Below are 14,339 nucleotides of genomic sequence, written 5' to 3'. Positions count from 1 at the left end.
CTTGGCAGCCAGCAATCATTGTCTGTTGGCTGCGCTGTTACCTGATCCAAGGCGCAAACACGCGCAAGCGCTGCGGTCGCGAGGACAGCGCAAACGCCACCAGCATCGCTGCAGCGCTCAAGGCCATCACCCAGACCAGCACCGCCATCGTTGCGTGATCCGTCGCCAGGCACAGCGCCAATGCAATGCAGATGCTGCAACTGCCAAGAATGCGTAACAAGCGCAGGGCGCTGGGCGATGGCTCTCGCGGCCACACCTGCAATGCATGCACCTGCATCGACAGCGCCAGCCAGGCCATGCCGGCAAGACTGCTCAACAACGCCGCGCCCAGCATCAGGTTGGCGGACAGGTCATGCATGTGCGTTCTCCCGGTGTGCGGCCTGTTTTGCATGCGCGCGCTGGTCAAGCTTGCGCGCAGCAATGGCGGCGACGGCCGCGCTACCGAGCAGGAACAGATCGATGCCCGCCACCGGCCAATAGCCGCGCGACAACGTACGCAGCAGGTGGTCACCGGTGGTGATCCAGTTCAAGGCTGCCGCTGCGACTGCCATCACCGCGATGGCCCAGGTCTGCTCGCGCCATGCCGGGTTGCTCAGGCCGTGCGCCACCGGCGCGTTACGTATGCCGGCATGTACCAGCGCCAGCGCCCACACTGCCCAGAATGCATAGCGTTCCCAGTCGCCACGGCCGGGCAGGGCATCGGGTAGCAGGCGGTTGGCGATCAGGATGCCGAGCGTGGCCAGGACCATGCCGGTTACCGTTGTCACTGCCAACGCATCCACGATGCGCGCGCCTTGGCTGCCTTGCTGAGCGTGCTGGCGCTTGCGCTTTTCGACGAAGAAGATGAAACCGGTGGCAATGCACACGGCACCTGCAAGCCCGCCAAACACGTACAGCCAACGCAGCAACCAATGGCGGAAGTGCTGCAGGTGCAGGCCGGTGAGGAACTCGGCCATGCGTGCAACCGGGGTGGCGGCCGGGTCCTCGCGGATCAGCGTGCCGTCCGAGGATTTGAAATGGATGCCATCGCCGACCAGTGCGATACGGTCGGTGCCGGCACGATAGACGCTGACGTAGCCATTGGCATCGCCAACATGCTGCAGCACCAGGAAGCCGACATCGCCAGCCTTGTCATTGGCTTCCCAGCGTCGCTGGGCCTGCGCGACCATCGCATCCACCGATGCCAGCCCTGCGGCGACGCCTGCGCGCTGATGCGGCAGGCCAGTTTCCTGCGCTTCGGTCCGTTCGTGCAGATCATGCAGATCGTGCAACTGGGTATGCCCAACCGGAAAGTAATAGGTGCCGGCGAAGATCAGCAGGCCGGTGAGTGCAAAGAAGAAATGGAACGGCAATGCGACCACACCGGTGAGGTTGTGCAGGTCCAGCACGCTGCGCAGCCTCGCCTTGCCTGGGCGGAAAGTGAAAAACTCGCGGAAGATTTTCCGGTGCATCACCACGCCACTGATCAGCGCGGCCAGCATCACCAATGCGGAGAAGCCGACGATCCAGATGCCCAGGTTTTTCCAGTCCAGGGTCAGCCCATAATGCAGCGGAAAGAAAAAGCCGCTGCCGATCTTGAGACGGTCGTCGGGCAATACGTTGCCATCGCGTGGATCGATGGTGGCGTAGGCCCAGATCAGTTCTTCCGGGTCCTTGGCGTTTGGCACCTGATAGCCGGCATACAACGCCAGGACCGGATCGCGATGGGTTGTGTAGGCGCTCCAACTGGCGATCTTGTCGAAGTGCGTGGGCATCGGCCCGTTGACACGCGGGCGCATGGCGTCGATGGCTTGCTTGTTCGGCTGCATGCGCTCGAAGGCGGGCCGCAGCACCTTCTCGAAGGACGGCATCGGCTGCGGCTCGATGCGGGTGGCGGGTATCGCCCAGCGATCGATTTCCCGATCGAAGACGGACAGCGCACCAAAGAAGAACGCTGCCATCAGCACGAAACCCAGCACCAGGCCGAACCAGGTGTGCAGCCACGCCATTGCTTGCCGGAAACTATTGAACATGGGCTTCTCCGGTCATGCGAGCAGGGATTGGACCAACGATGCAGCGCCCGCCATCAACAGCCCGCCGCCGAACAGGACGACCCAGACGCGCAGCAGGCGCCGGGTCGCGATGCTCCACAGGAACACCGTCACGTAGGCGAGCAGGCCGATGAAGGCACCAAGGAACTCGGCGTCGTGGAAGTCGAGCTTGGCCGCGAACAACAGGCAGGTCGCCAACGCCACCGTGCCCCAGGCAAAGACGTAGCCGCCGAACATGGCAGCCAATACGCGCAGCACGATCTGGCGTCGTGAGCGGGAGGGCGTGGCGATGGTGGTTGGTTGGGACATGGTGTCGTGTCGGTTCGGGTGAAGCGATGCTTGAAGCCCCTCTCCCTCCGGGACAGGGGTTGGGGAGAGGGCGAGGGTCGGGGAGGGGGTAATGTTGGCAGCGAAGTGCTACCCCTCTCCCGCCCCTTCGGGGCACCCTCTCCCGCAAGGGGAGAGGGGATGGAGCAAAAGCCAAAAGCCAAAAGCCAAAAGCCAAGAGCCAGAAGCCAAAAGCCAAGAGCCAAGAGCAATAAGCCAACAGCCAAGAGCCAAAAGCCAAAAGCCAAAAGCCAAAAGCCAAAAGCCAAAAGCTATGACTGCTGTGCTATCCGCCGTCCTCAGAATCGCCAGTCAAAACTCAGCTGGTAATTCCGTGGTGCACCGTAGTAACCAATCTGATACAGGCTGTTGATGTACTTCTGATCGGTGAGGTTGTTGATGTTGGCGCGCACCGTCGCATTGGGCAGTACATCCCAGGCGATGAAGGCATTGAGCACCGCGTAGCTGCCCTGGCGCACCACCATGTTTGTGTAGCTCTCCTTGGTGGAGGTATCGCTCTGCCAGCGGCCACCCAGCCCGAACGACAGCGCTTCGTAACTGGGCAGGCGTGAGGTCAGCATCAGGTTGGCGGTGCGGCGCGGCACCCAGGTATAGGTGCTGCCACCGTCCTGGTTGCTCATCTTCAACTGCGTATAGCCCAGTACAAGGCTGGTGTTGTCGCTGAGCTTGCCGGTGGCTTCGAACTCCACGCCCTTGGACTCCACGTCCACGCCGTAGTACCAGTAGTTGGCGGTGGCGAAGTCATAGCCGCCATAGGTGGCCAGGTTTTCCTGCTTGGCTTTGAACAGGGCCAGCGTGGTCAGCAGGCGGCGGTCCAGCCATTCGGCCTTGACGCCGACTTCGTAGTTCACGCCCTTGGTCGGGTCCAGGTAGACATGCTTGATGTCGTACTGGTCCTGCGGCTGGTAGATGTCGGAGTAGCTGACATAGCCCAGCACGCTGTCGTTGAAGTCCCAGGTCAGGCCGGCGTACGGGCTGACGTTGTCCTCGGTCTGGCTGAAGGCCACGCCGTTGTTGCCGTCGCGGTGATACTCGGCCCAGTTGACGCCGACCACGGCCTTGAGCCGATCGGTAAAGCTCAAGCGGGTGGCGCCGTAACCGCGCTTCAGGCGCTGGTTGGTCCAGCTGGCCTTGGTGCGTGGGCCCCATTGCGGCTCGGCAATGGCGTTGCCTGCATAGGGGAAGGCGGGCAATGCACCAAACGAAGGATCGCTGCCATCCACCGGGTGGTCCCAGGTGGTCTCCGCGCTCTTGGCGATGCTGAAACCGAACATGGCTTCCTGCTCGCGGCCGAACAACTGGAAGCGGCCGTTCAAGGTGATATCGCCCAGGTGCGAACTGCCTTCGTCGATGCCCTTGTACGACCAACCCACCAGGCCTTCGCCGGTAAGCGCATCCAGGCCGGTGGTGGTGTAGGCGAAGAACAGCTGGTCATCGCTGCCGAGCTTGCGGTAGTTGTACGACGCCTTGACCTGCCAATCCGCGCCGAGCTGATGGGTGTATTCGGCGAACGCGGTTTCGGTTTTGGTATCCCAGTACGTCCAGTCCTGGGTGGTGGACGCGCTGCGCCGCCAGGAGGCCTGGCTGCCGTCGGCGTTGACGAAGGTCAGTGCGCCCCACATGTTCTGGTCGCTGTTGGCCTTCTGCCACGAGTAGCCCAAGGTCAGCGTGCCGTTGTCGCCGATCTGGCCATCGACCACGCCGTAGAAGAAATTGCGATCGGTATTGAAGCCGCGCAGATAGGAGTCGCCGTCTTCGTGCGCGGCCACTACCCGCCCTGCCCAGCGGCCGTCTTCGGTGAACGGGGTGGCATAGTCCACTTCAACGCGGCGCTTGCCCCAGGAACCCACGCTCACGCCCAGCTGGCCCTTGGCCTCGTTGGTAGGGCGCTTGCGCACATAGTTGATGGTGCCCGAGGCGTTGCCCACGCCGGTGAGCAGACCATTGGCGCCGCGGATCACTTCCAGTTTCTCGTAGCCATAGGCGTCCATCGCACCGGTGACGATGCCCCAGTCGTTGGGCAGGCCGACGCCGTCGATCTGGGTATTCTTGATATCGAAGCCGCGCGCCACGTAGTTGGTGCGGTTGGTTTCCCATTCCTCTACCTGGATGCCGGTGGCCAGGCGCAGCGCATCGTTGAGGTTGTCGATGCCGAACTGCTGCATCTGTTCGCCGCTGACCACGCTGATCGACTGCGGGGTTTCCTTGATGTCCAGATCAAGGTTGGTGGCACCGTTGCTGACCCGGTTGGCGCGCTGCGATACCACCCGCACCGTATCCAGTTGGGTAGCGGTGTCGGTTTGCATGGTGTCGTTGGCCGCCGGTGCTGCAGCCAACGCGTTGCCGCAGCTGCCGGCCAGGGCCAGGCAGATGGCCGCTTTCAAGCGGCTGCTGGTGAGCCGGAAAGGGAGCGAAGCGCCTGCGGCGGCAGCCGGGCGGGGGGAGGTGCGGTTGCGGTACATGAGTGGGCCTGAACGGAGGAAAGCTGGAGGATTGACCACGTGCGGGGCGTTGCCCGCTTCCGGTGCGGGGCATGACTGCGCTCAGGCGGGCGGCAATGTTAGTGGGAAATTAAATGCGAATGATTCGCATTTTGCAACTGTTGGTTGGGTCAGCCAGCCCCGCAGGGGCTGCTCCGTGCGGTTCGGACGGCCTGCGATTGGCCTGGTTTTCCCAGGGGAAGAGCGCCCCGGTTCCCTTCGCTGGGGCCATCCAGGCGCCTGCAGCGCATTGTCAGCGCCCGTAGAACCAAAGCCCCTCTGCCTTCAACGGAGAGGGGGAGGGGGCGAGGAGATCACCGCTGCCGGCTGCCGCAGGAGTTCCGCCCGACTCGAGCACCCACGCCACATGCCAGCTCAAGCGACTGGCAGGAACCGCGTCACCTTGTGCTTGAGCAGCTGCACCAATACCGGGTCCATATAGTCGTAGTCATCCGGGATATCCAGGCAGATCACCCGCTTGCCATCCAGGTGCGCCCGGAACTTCTTCGACAGCTTGTTGCGATGTGCTTTTTCCATCACGAAGATCAGCTCTGCCCAGCGCAGCAGTTCGGGCGATACCGGCGTATTGGCATCGTTGCCCAGCCCGGCTGACTGGGTCTCAATGCCTGGCCAGTTGGCGAAAACCTGCTCGCCGGTGGGGCTGCGCAGGCGATTCTGGCTGCAGATGAAAAGGACGTTGCGCGGCATAGTGGCTCTGGCTCTGGCTCAGGTTTGGCGATTGATCAGGCAGGCGGCGCTGCCGGTTGACGCCGGCGGCGACGCATCAGCAGGGGCGTGAACACGGCGACGCCAAGCAGCGGCCAGCCGAAAAACAGAACCCGGAAAAGCAGCGATCCATTTGTCGTCGCGATCAGCAGCAGCGACACCAGGCAGCCGCAACTGAAGCCGATCCAGACCAAGGTCTTGTTGAAGGCCAATGGGTCGCTGCTCAGCGCGGCATATGCGTGCCATAGCGCGATGATGCCCAGCCAACCGCCGGCAATGCACAGCAAGACCTGTACGGCGTCAGCCACATGCTCGCCAGCCTGGAGCGACTCCAGTGCGAACATCACACCGGGCACGCTATAGAACAGCGCCACCAGCATGGTGGGCGCAATGACCCCGACGCCAACGAGTTGGGCCAGCACGCGGGTTCGCATCTGAGTGCTCATGCGCGGGCAGGCTCTGCTAATGGCGACGTTTCTGTGGGCATCATCGGCGGTGCATTGGCGCGCTCAGTCCCCGTGCTCAGTTCGGCTGCGGCTCGACAACCACAGCGGTGCCATAGCAAAGCACCTCGGTGAGCCCGGTCATCAACTCGGTGGCGTCGTAGCGCACGCCGATGATCGCGTTGGCGCCCAGCTGCCGCGCGTGGGTCACCATGTCGCGGTAGGTCTCATCACGGGCCTGCTCGCACAGCTCTGTGTAGATGGTGATGTTGCCGCCGAAAATGGTCTGCAGGCCACCCAGGAAGTTGCCCACGATGGAACGCGAACGCACGGTGATACCGCGTACCAGCCCGAGGTTGCGGACGGCGCGATAGCCTGGCAGCTCCAGCGCCGTGGTGACCATCGAATCATTGAGAACAGCGGCCGTCGTCGAGCGCGGTGAGGACGAGTTGTACGGGTCGGTCATGGGCGGGCCTGGGCGGATGATGGAGTGATGAAGGCGGAGTATGGCGCAATGTTTTTTATGCTGGTGCCACGGCAGCGTTCTGCGTGCCCGATCAGCTGCTTCGCGGGTGCGTTGCGCGTGCCCGGGCCACGGCGACGCTGCTTGCCGAGCCCAGCGTTGGGTAAAGAACCAGCATGTAATGCATGAGTCATGCTCGGCAGCGGCATCAAACGTCCCTGCCGGGCAGCTATGGAGCCGAAGACTCCCCAACCAGTTCACGCAGTTCGCCTACCCGGCTGATGTTCAACTGCATCGGGCAGAACGAATACATCGGTGAACCCACATAGGAGCCGGCAAGCTGGCAGTGCAGGTCGCGGTATACCAGCCAGGCCTTCTGCGCACGCTCCAGTTGTGCGGCATCCTCTGCGCTCTGGGCCAGCAGCCGGCTGTAAAGTGCGCGATACAGGCGGTTCATCTCGGCCTTTGCGCCTTCAGAAGCTGCGCTGGAGCACACATCGACCGTGCCGTTGTTGATGCCGCCGGCTTCTGCAAGGCAGTCGTTGTAGACCTGCTGATGATCCGGCCGCGCCGGTGGCGCAGCCCAAACCAGGGCTGGTGACAGCAGCAGGGCGATGGTCAACGAGCGGATCATGTAAACCTTGATGTCAGGGGGTGACAGCAGCGTTTGCCGTGGTGATCGTCAGCCTGCAGGCTCAACGACGCGTGAGTTCCTGCCCATCGACGGTCATTTTCCAGCTGCCATCTACCTGGTGCGGCGGCACCGATACCACGAAGCGGGTGGTCAAGGGCCCAACCCCGGCGATGAAGTCATTGCCTTCGTACGCCTTGATGGGTGCATCCAGGGACGTGCTTGTCGACGGGCTGGGCTGGTGCTTGTAGACCACACGGCCGCTGGCGTCGATAAGCAATGATGTGGTTTCAGATTCCCAGCTGCCGATATAGGCCTGCTTGTCCGCGGGAACGGGCTTGCCGCAGGCCACCAGCAGGCAGGCGAGCAATAGGCCGAGCAGCACAGATGCACCGCGCCGTAGCGGCGATGGTTGTTGTGCGCTGCTACCGGCGCTGATGTGTGAGCGACTGCTGTGCATCCTGGGATTCTTTCTGCGAGCGTGAGGCACGTCGATCAGATCCACCTGACCGGATGAATGAAGCGGCATCACTCTGCCAACGAATGCCGTCGCCGGCAAGCTGGCGCAGTCCGGACGTGCCGGCCGTTCATTCCTGCGCGGAAAACGCCGCGTGATAGGCAACCACTCCCTGTGGCAGCGTGCCGTCAAACGAAAGGGCCTGGAAATACTCGGCGGGCACGCCCGGCAGCGCCAGCGAAGGCGTCGCAACGAATCCAAACCGCCGGTAGTAAGCGGGATCCCCCAATACCACGCAGCCTGCCGCGCCGTGCCGGCGAAGCAGATCAAGCGCGGACTCGACCAGCTGCGTGCCAATGCCTTGGCCCTGCAGCGATGGCAACACCGACACCGGGCCCAGGCCATACCAGCCAAGGTGGGCATCGTTGATGGTGACCGGCGATGCAGCGACATGGCCAACAACGGCACCGGCGCTTTCGGCAACCAGTGACACGCTGAGCTGCCCTTCGCGGCGCAGCGCGGCCACGATGAACTGCTCGGTGTGGCTGCTGTGCGCGGCGTCTGCAAATGCGGCGATGGTCACGGCTGCAATGGCGGCGCTGTCATTGGCTGTTTCAGGGCGGATCTGCAGGTTCATGCGTGTCTGGCTTTGGTGGTTGTGAGCGAATGACGCACCCAATGTGGTCATGATTCGAAACTAATTGGGCGATCAAGATCGGTGTGCGAGCGAAGCTTGAAAGCGCGCACGGCGATGAAGCAAGACCGTGCAGAAAGGATTGATGTTGTGCCAGCGGGTTTGATCACGAACCTACGCTGCGCTTGAACGCAGCGAAAGCATCACCTGCAACCTAGCGTCACTATTGGCTCCAGGTACGCCGGCAACGTGCCTTGTGCATCCATCACCGCGAGCGCATCAAAGCGGGGAATACGGGCACTGGCGTCGGTGGCGAGCAAGACCTTGTATGCCTTGAGCATGCTGCGCATGCCGGCCAGCTGGGAGGGTTGCAGCGCGCCCTTCTGCGAAGGATTGGCGACCTGGAAGGCCGCACTGCCAAAAATGAACTGTGCCAACAGCTCGGGGCCATTCGCCGTGCCCTTGCCTGGTATCGGTGCCAACACATCCGGGCAGACGTAGTCCACCACGTCGGTGCTGCTGTCCTCCCACTCAAGCAGCAAGGCACGGATACTGGTTGCCTCCGGGTGCCTTGGCTGTGCTTCCAGCAACGCGGTCAGGCCAACGACCTGGGTGCTGTTGATCTTCAGTGCTGGCTCGCTCTGGGCGAAGGCCGCAAAGGGCAGCACAAGCGTGAACGCGAGGATCAGTGCCCTGTTGATGAACTGGCTCACGGACTCTCCTATACGGATAGGGAAAGCAGCGGCGACATCGGAAGCGGGTGCTGATCCAACAGCTTTACCTGGGCCTTGAACCACGCCGTGCCAGCGTACATCAACGGCAGGCTGCGTTGACCTGCTGGTCCAGGTTGCCGCGCATATCGGCGCTTGCCTGCGCGCCGGCCGCGCCCAGCGCTGCAGTGCGCAGAGCCTTGGCGCTATCGCACTTTTCGTTGGCCGCAGTGGTGGTGTAACGGACCTGCACACGCCGCTGGCCCGGACCGGCCGGCGCGGCGGAGATGGCCTGGGTCGGATTGGACCGGGAGGGCGACGCATACCGGCGCAGCGAGGTTTCACCTTCGCTGCAGGGGATGGACTGGTAGCTGGTCTCTCCCTTCGGGCTGCTGCACTTGTACACCGCCTGGGCCTGCGCCGAGGGCAGGGCAAAACAGGCAAGGATGGGTGCGAGGGCGAGCAGACAGGCCTTTGTCATCGAAGCTCCCTGGATAAATGTGAATAGGCGAAAGAGGCGGCTGATTATGGCGGCTTCGGCGGCGCGAATCCGGAACGGGCATGGCGTTTCAGGGCAAAGGCGGCACCCGTCCAGATCAAGGTCTCGGCGATGAGCTCAAGGAAGCCCGGGATGGCTCACCAGGGCTGCGAAGGCTTCATGGCAGGCACGCGCTTGCGGAATTTGCTGCAGGCCAGGAGCAGGCTCAACGCGAAGCAGACGAGGAAAGGAGGCAGGTAGACTCCCATGTTGGTTGATCCCACCCCCATGATCGACAGATGAAGATCGTCCAGCCACTTCATCTGCATGATCGTGAGAACGAGCCCGGTGATGGTGGGAACCGGAATTCCGCCGTGGCCTGCCACGAAAAGGGTGGGAGCAAACGACGCGATCAGTGCCGAAAGCACCACGCGATACAGGATCGGCCAATTGGAAAAACGCGCCCGGAACTTGAACAGCGCAATGGCTGCGAGCAGTACCAGCAACGTCATCAGGATGGGGATGGCGAGGAGTTCAAACATTCAAGGCACCGGAGCGTCGAAGTTGGGCGATGTACATCGCCAACGGAGTGCCGCCGACCGAGGCCAGCGGCAAGGCTGTATCTGATGGTTGAGTGGTGTGCTGCAGAGTCCGCTCAGCACTGGAAGCCAAGCACCAGCTCGGATTTATCGGCATTGCTGCGATCCAGATCGCTGCGCCGCTCCAACGGCTGCGTGCAGCCGCGCGGCTTGATGTACTCGCTGGCCATCTCCACCAACTCGGCGGCCTCAAGCGGCTGCTTGTCCTTGCTGCGGACATGGATGTAGTAAGGCTGCTGGAACATCACGATATAGGTATCCAACGCATAGCTGCGGCCGGCATGCTCCAGCTCGGCATGGTTCTCGTCTACCTTCACCCAGCCGTGTTCAATCAGCTTGCCGTGCGCCGCCATGCAGGGAAGTACAAGCAGAGAGGCCGCGACGAGGGCGGTGGTGATGATTCCTTTCATGGGTGATTCTTCTGTTGGGTGTTTGATGTGGGTGTAGCGAGTTTACTGTCCCGGTGTGTTGATCTCATCTTCCAAGACGCCGCAGAGTTGGAGAGCGTTGGCCCGAGTGCTACGGCTCTCGATGCCGGGGTCATGCGGCGCGCAATAGCCGGCAAGATTGCTGATATAGGCCTTGCCAGCTTGGCTGACGAGCACACTGGAGCAGTGGTAAGGGGCGCCTCGGCCGCTCCACGGTGGCGTGGCACACTCTCCGAAACTGCCGAATCTGACTTCCATGGCTGCCGATGTGAGCTCGGATGATCGTATTTTGGCGCGGGCAAGCAGGGCGGTCAGTACATCGGCGTAGTTGGCAGCCAGCGCCTGGCTGATTGGGCCGCCTGGCTCGGACGTTCGGGCGAGCAGGTCAAGCCGGGCGGATGTATCGGCGAGCGCTGCTGTCTCCAGGCAAAGCAAGCCCAGGCCCCAATAGCCGGCAAGGTCATTGTTGCGGCTGATGAAGGTTTCGCCGAGTGAGCGGGAGATGCCTTTGAGATGGCGTGTGCTTGCCATGCGCGCTCCCAGGTTGGCGCTGGACCAAGTTGCAATCTGTGACTTGCTGGAAGGTGGTCAGGTTGTACCTCTTGCGGCCTCCAGAGCCAGCGGAAGGTAGTGGGCCAGGTTCTTGGTGTTGATGTCCTTTGCCGAGTGCAGCTTGATGTGCCGCCGCCCTTTGCCTGCGCCTTCAAGGTGGCCCAACGAGTCCGGGACCCTGGCGCCGCTGCCGAACTCGACCGAAACATGATTTTTATAGGCAAAGACCTCGCAGAACGACTGCCCTGAGCTGAAAATAATGCCGCCGTACTTGACCTCCTCGGTCACTGCCGGGATGGTTTGCTTTACGAGCGCGCGGACAGATTGGAGCAGGGAGAATTGATCCTCGCCAAGCATGCGGACGTCATCCAGGAGGTCTTGAATGGATTGTTTAGCCATGACGTTGGTATTCAACTCCAGAACCGAGCCTGCCGGTGAAGCCGGTCGGCTTGAGTGATTGTTGGGCGGCGAGGTTGCGTATGACGGCCAGCGCCGAACGGCGAGCAGGCCTACGCTGGTAGACGCTATCGGTGCAGCCCATGCTCAGCAAGCTTCTCCCGCGCGGCGATTCTCTCTATCAGCGTATCGATAGCCGCTTCCATGGCATGGGCTGTCTGGTCGCCACTCTGGTTGGTGATGACGAAGATGCCAAGATCATATTTCGGCATGATGTAGATGTAGCACTGCGAGCGGGGAACGCCGCCATGGTGCGCGTAGTAATTTCCCTTCAGCCGATTGCCACTGACGATGTTCCAGAAGTAGCCAATGCTGAACTCGGAATCGAATCTGACCAGAGAACGATGGGATTCCGTCACCACGGGCCCGCCGGCCAGTTGGAACTTGAGGTAGTTCAGCATGTCCGGGGGTGTGGCTTTCACGTTTCCGGATGCGCCCCAGGGTAACTCCGGCATTGGTGTGGTCGGCACCGGATTGTCACTGTGATAGCCAGCCGCAAGCCGGGCCGCTTCGTCATCGCTCAGCTTGATCCGAATGTCGCTCATTCCCGCTGCATCGCGAAAGAATCCGCGCAGCAGTGACTCGTAGTCGCGCTTGTAAACCACTTCCAGGATGTGCGCTGCCAGTTGCGTTCCCGCACTGGAATAGGCGTAGTCCCTCCCGGGCGCGCGGCCTATCTCGACAGTGTGCAAGTCATTGAAGAAATCTGTTTTTCCATAGCCCTTGTAGAGGGCATTGAGCTGGGCAGGTGTGCGGTGATCGGTGAATTCTGCGAGCACGGTGTTCGCGCGTTCCGGCAGCATGTTTGGCAAACCACTGGTATGCGACAGCAGGTGACGGATACGGATGGGTTCGCCCTTGTACTGCAGGTTCGGATAGTCCCCTTGCAGATACATGCGGACATCGTCATCCAGATCCAGCTTGTGCTCCAGCACTGCACCGGCAATCAAGGTCCCGGTCAGGGTCTTGCTCAAGGAGCCGATCTCGTAGAGCGTCGCATCGGTCGGAGGAGATGGCTTCCCGGCTTCCATGTCGCCGTGATGACGGATGAATTCCTCGCCCCGATATACCACGGCGATCGAGGCTGAGTGGAGCAATGGTTGCGCGATCAGTGTTGCCGTTACTTCATCTATGTCAGCCGCGAGATCTTTCGCCGGGACGTTCTTGTCCGTACATCCCGCGCTCAATAGCATGGCGGACAATGCGAAGCAGTTGAACCATAGCCGGTTTCGGACAATCATCAAGCTCGCTTGCATGCGTCGGCGCTTGAATGGAAGTAGGGAAGGGTTCGTAACATAGCCGATCGCCGAGGCTCACGCCTGTGACCTATCCGCGGCTGCGTCTGTTGGCTCTGCTGGAATGGTCGCCATCTAAGGGCTGCTGAATGCCGGAAGCGGGGAGCGGCCCCGCCGCGGCGGAATCGCTGCTCATCTCCCGGTTCGAATCGGAAGATTGCAGGCTGTTTGCTGCGCTGCCTGATGCATCGATTCAGCTTGTCGGCACAGCGGCTTCGGCTTGAATGAGCTGCCGGCTATTGCCACTAGAACTCCTTGCCATTTACCGGGACACGTTTGAGCTCGGCCAGGTCTATTCCATCCACGCAGCGAACATTGATTGCCGCCATCTTGGTTCCGTCAGGCGTGGTCCCGAGGCCAAAGGCCTGACAGCCACAGACCGAGCAGAACTGGTGCAGGATGTTGTGCGTGTTGAAGGTATAGGTCGTGAGTTTGTCTGCTCCTGATGTGACAGCAAATGCTTCGCGTGGAACGAACCAGAACAAGAGTCCCTTGATGCTGCAGTGCGAGCAGTTGCATTCAATGGCTTGGTCAATCTCACCTTGAGCGGTGAACTTCACTGCTCCGCAATGACAACTTCCAGATTGCATGGGTGCCTCCTGAGGCGGTCAGTGCCTGAGTTGAGCCGAGCCGCGCCGCGAAGCGGGGGCGGCTTGAATGAGTTGTTGGGTGTTTGATGTGGATCCAGCAATCTGCACCGAGCAGCCTGAGCCGGCTCATGATATGCGTTGTAGCTGGCGAGTTCCTGGAAACATGCATGCCAACAGCCGCCGCCGATCTGACGCGCTTGACCCGAAACCAGGCAGCTTATGAGGCAATCGTTCGCTGGGCTGCATTGTTTGGATAGCTCGGTGACAAAGCAGCTCTCATAGTTATTGAGCGCGACAGGGTTGATGTTATTGGCAAGGCATTTTCCGTCCAGCAAGTCCCGGAAGTCTGGGCCTGGAGGAGCCGCCGGAAGGGCCTCGCTGCGCGAATTTTTGTGACTCGCCGAACTTGGCGACTCACTACATGCCGTCAAAAGGACTAGTCCAATTATCAGGATTAATTTTGACATGGCACCTAATCCTAGATATTTAAGCCGCTCCGCGAAGCGGACTAGGCAGAATGAACTGTTAGGCGCCAGCAGTGCCGCTGAAGTAGTTGTAGCACCCAATGGCAACGATAGCGACTGCCAGTGCGATCAATCCCACGCCCTCGATATCCAGGTCGGCCTGCAGTATCCGGCGACGCAAAGTGGGGAACAACAGGCAGGGCGAAACGACAACTAAACCAGCGCAAAGACTGGCGAGACCTAGCTAGAAATTGAACTGCCAGGTATCAGAAATTTGGCTAAGCATCCGTGTTGCACCCAACTCTCGAATTGAGCCGCGCTGCGAAGCGGCGTCGGCTTGAACGAATTGTTAGGCCGCATGTGCGCGCCCACTCCCAGTATCGAAAAAGGTGTCCAAGTATCGCGCTGGTTCTAAGTCGCTGTCACGAAGAAGAGAGAAAACATCGGCACCGTTTGCCTCCACAGCGTCAAAGAGCGCGTATGCCTAGCAACACTTCAGGTACTCCAATCCCGCCTCTGAAGCATAGGCTTTGGCCTCACTCTCGGCAAAATCGA

19 protein-coding genes are annotated in these 14,339 nt (G+C 61.2%); all 19 read right to left on the bottom strand.

Annotated features, from left to right (window positions below; all coding sequences use genetic code 11):
- Positions 1 to 37 precede the first annotated feature (37 nt).
- Positions 38 to 358 carry a DUF3325 domain-containing protein gene (locus tag ACVOL0_RS01700; RefSeq protein WP_481547613.1) on the bottom strand — a complete coding sequence of 107 codons (321 nt, stop codon included), beginning with the start codon at positions 356 to 358 and terminating at the stop codon, positions 38 to 40.
- Positions 351 to 2,012, bottom strand: a complete 1,662-nt coding sequence (locus ACVOL0_RS01695) for a PepSY-associated TM helix domain-containing protein (RefSeq protein ID WP_481547612.1) — start codon at positions 2,010 to 2,012, stop codon at positions 351 to 353. Before ACVOL0_RS01695 ends, ACVOL0_RS01700 begins: the two co-directional genes overlap by 8 nt.
- A 12-nt stretch (positions 2,013 to 2,024) precedes the next feature.
- Complete coding sequence (locus ACVOL0_RS01690) at positions 2,025 to 2,339, bottom strand: iron uptake protein (protein ID WP_481547611.1); 315 nt, start codon at positions 2,337 to 2,339, stop codon at positions 2,025 to 2,027.
- A gap of 317 nt (positions 2,340 to 2,656) precedes the next feature.
- Positions 2,657 to 4,762: a TonB-dependent siderophore receptor gene (locus tag ACVOL0_RS01685; RefSeq protein ID WP_481547610.1), complete on the bottom strand. Its 2,106-nt coding sequence runs from the start codon at positions 4,760 to 4,762 to the stop codon at positions 2,657 to 2,659.
- Between the two features lie 471 nt (positions 4,763 to 5,233).
- Entirely contained in the window at positions 5,234 to 5,566 is a 333-nt protein-coding gene (locus ACVOL0_RS01680) for a low molecular weight protein tyrosine phosphatase family protein (RefSeq protein WP_481547609.1), read from the bottom strand.
- 35 nt (positions 5,567 to 5,601) lie between these two features.
- Positions 5,602 to 6,030 carry a hypothetical protein gene (locus ACVOL0_RS01675; RefSeq protein WP_481547608.1) on the bottom strand — a complete coding sequence of 143 codons (429 nt, stop codon included), beginning with the start codon at positions 6,028 to 6,030 and terminating at the stop codon, positions 5,602 to 5,604.
- Positions 6,031 to 6,106: 76 nt separating this feature from the next.
- Positions 6,107 to 6,493, bottom strand: a complete 387-nt coding sequence (locus tag ACVOL0_RS01670; RefSeq protein ID WP_481547607.1) for a YbjQ family protein — start codon at positions 6,491 to 6,493, stop codon at positions 6,107 to 6,109.
- A 226-nt stretch (positions 6,494 to 6,719) separates the two neighbouring features.
- Complete coding sequence (locus ACVOL0_RS01665) at positions 6,720 to 7,124, bottom strand: lysozyme inhibitor LprI family protein (protein ID WP_481547606.1); 405 nt, start codon at positions 7,122 to 7,124, stop codon at positions 6,720 to 6,722.
- A gap of 61 nt (positions 7,125 to 7,185) precedes the next feature.
- A complete protein-coding gene (locus tag ACVOL0_RS01660; protein WP_481547605.1) occupies positions 7,186 to 7,581 on the bottom strand; it encodes a hypothetical protein in 396 nt (131 codons plus the stop codon).
- Positions 7,582 to 7,708: 127 nt separating this feature from the next.
- Positions 7,709 to 8,215, bottom strand: coding sequence for a GNAT family N-acetyltransferase (locus ACVOL0_RS01655; protein ID WP_481547604.1), 507 nt, complete (start codon positions 8,213 to 8,215; stop codon positions 7,709 to 7,711).
- Positions 8,216 to 8,415: 200 nt separating this feature from the next.
- Complete coding sequence (locus tag ACVOL0_RS01650; RefSeq protein ID WP_481547603.1) at positions 8,416 to 8,925, bottom strand: hypothetical protein; 510 nt, start codon at positions 8,923 to 8,925, stop codon at positions 8,416 to 8,418.
- Between the two features lie 100 nt (positions 8,926 to 9,025).
- Complete coding sequence (locus ACVOL0_RS01645; protein WP_481547602.1) at positions 9,026 to 9,403, bottom strand: hypothetical protein; 378 nt, start codon at positions 9,401 to 9,403, stop codon at positions 9,026 to 9,028.
- A 155-nt stretch (positions 9,404 to 9,558) separates the two neighbouring features.
- The gene (locus tag ACVOL0_RS01640; protein ID WP_481547601.1) at positions 9,559 to 9,942 is read right to left on the bottom strand and encodes a hypothetical protein; all 384 of its coding nucleotides are present in this window, start codon (positions 9,940 to 9,942) and stop codon (positions 9,559 to 9,561) included.
- 113 nt (positions 9,943 to 10,055) lie between these two features.
- Positions 10,056 to 10,409 (bottom strand): hypothetical protein, encoded by a 354-nt coding sequence (locus ACVOL0_RS01635; protein ID WP_481547600.1) that lies wholly within the window; start codon positions 10,407 to 10,409, stop codon positions 10,056 to 10,058.
- Positions 10,410 to 10,451: 42 nt separating this feature from the next.
- Entirely contained in the window at positions 10,452 to 10,958 is a 507-nt protein-coding gene (locus tag ACVOL0_RS01630; RefSeq protein WP_481547599.1) for a hypothetical protein, read from the bottom strand.
- 57 nt (positions 10,959 to 11,015) lie between these two features.
- Complete coding sequence (locus tag ACVOL0_RS01625; RefSeq protein WP_481547598.1) at positions 11,016 to 11,393, bottom strand: DUF1801 domain-containing protein; 378 nt, start codon at positions 11,391 to 11,393, stop codon at positions 11,016 to 11,018.
- A gap of 110 nt (positions 11,394 to 11,503) precedes the next feature.
- Complete coding sequence (locus tag ACVOL0_RS01620; RefSeq protein ID WP_481547597.1) at positions 11,504 to 12,676, bottom strand: serine hydrolase domain-containing protein; 1,173 nt, start codon at positions 12,674 to 12,676, stop codon at positions 11,504 to 11,506.
- A gap of 299 nt (positions 12,677 to 12,975) precedes the next feature.
- A complete protein-coding gene (locus tag ACVOL0_RS01615; RefSeq protein ID WP_481547596.1) occupies positions 12,976 to 13,320 on the bottom strand; it encodes a GFA family protein in 345 nt (114 codons plus the stop codon).
- A 525-nt stretch (positions 13,321 to 13,845) separates the two neighbouring features.
- Positions 13,846 to 13,977, bottom strand: coding sequence for a hypothetical protein (locus ACVOL0_RS01610; protein WP_481547595.1), 132 nt, complete (start codon positions 13,975 to 13,977; stop codon positions 13,846 to 13,848).
- Between the last annotated feature and the right edge of the window lie 362 nt (positions 13,978 to 14,339).

This window comes from Stenotrophomonas sp. STEN021, from assembly GCF_056760175.1.
This window is presented reverse-complemented; position numbering and strand designations above follow the sequence as displayed.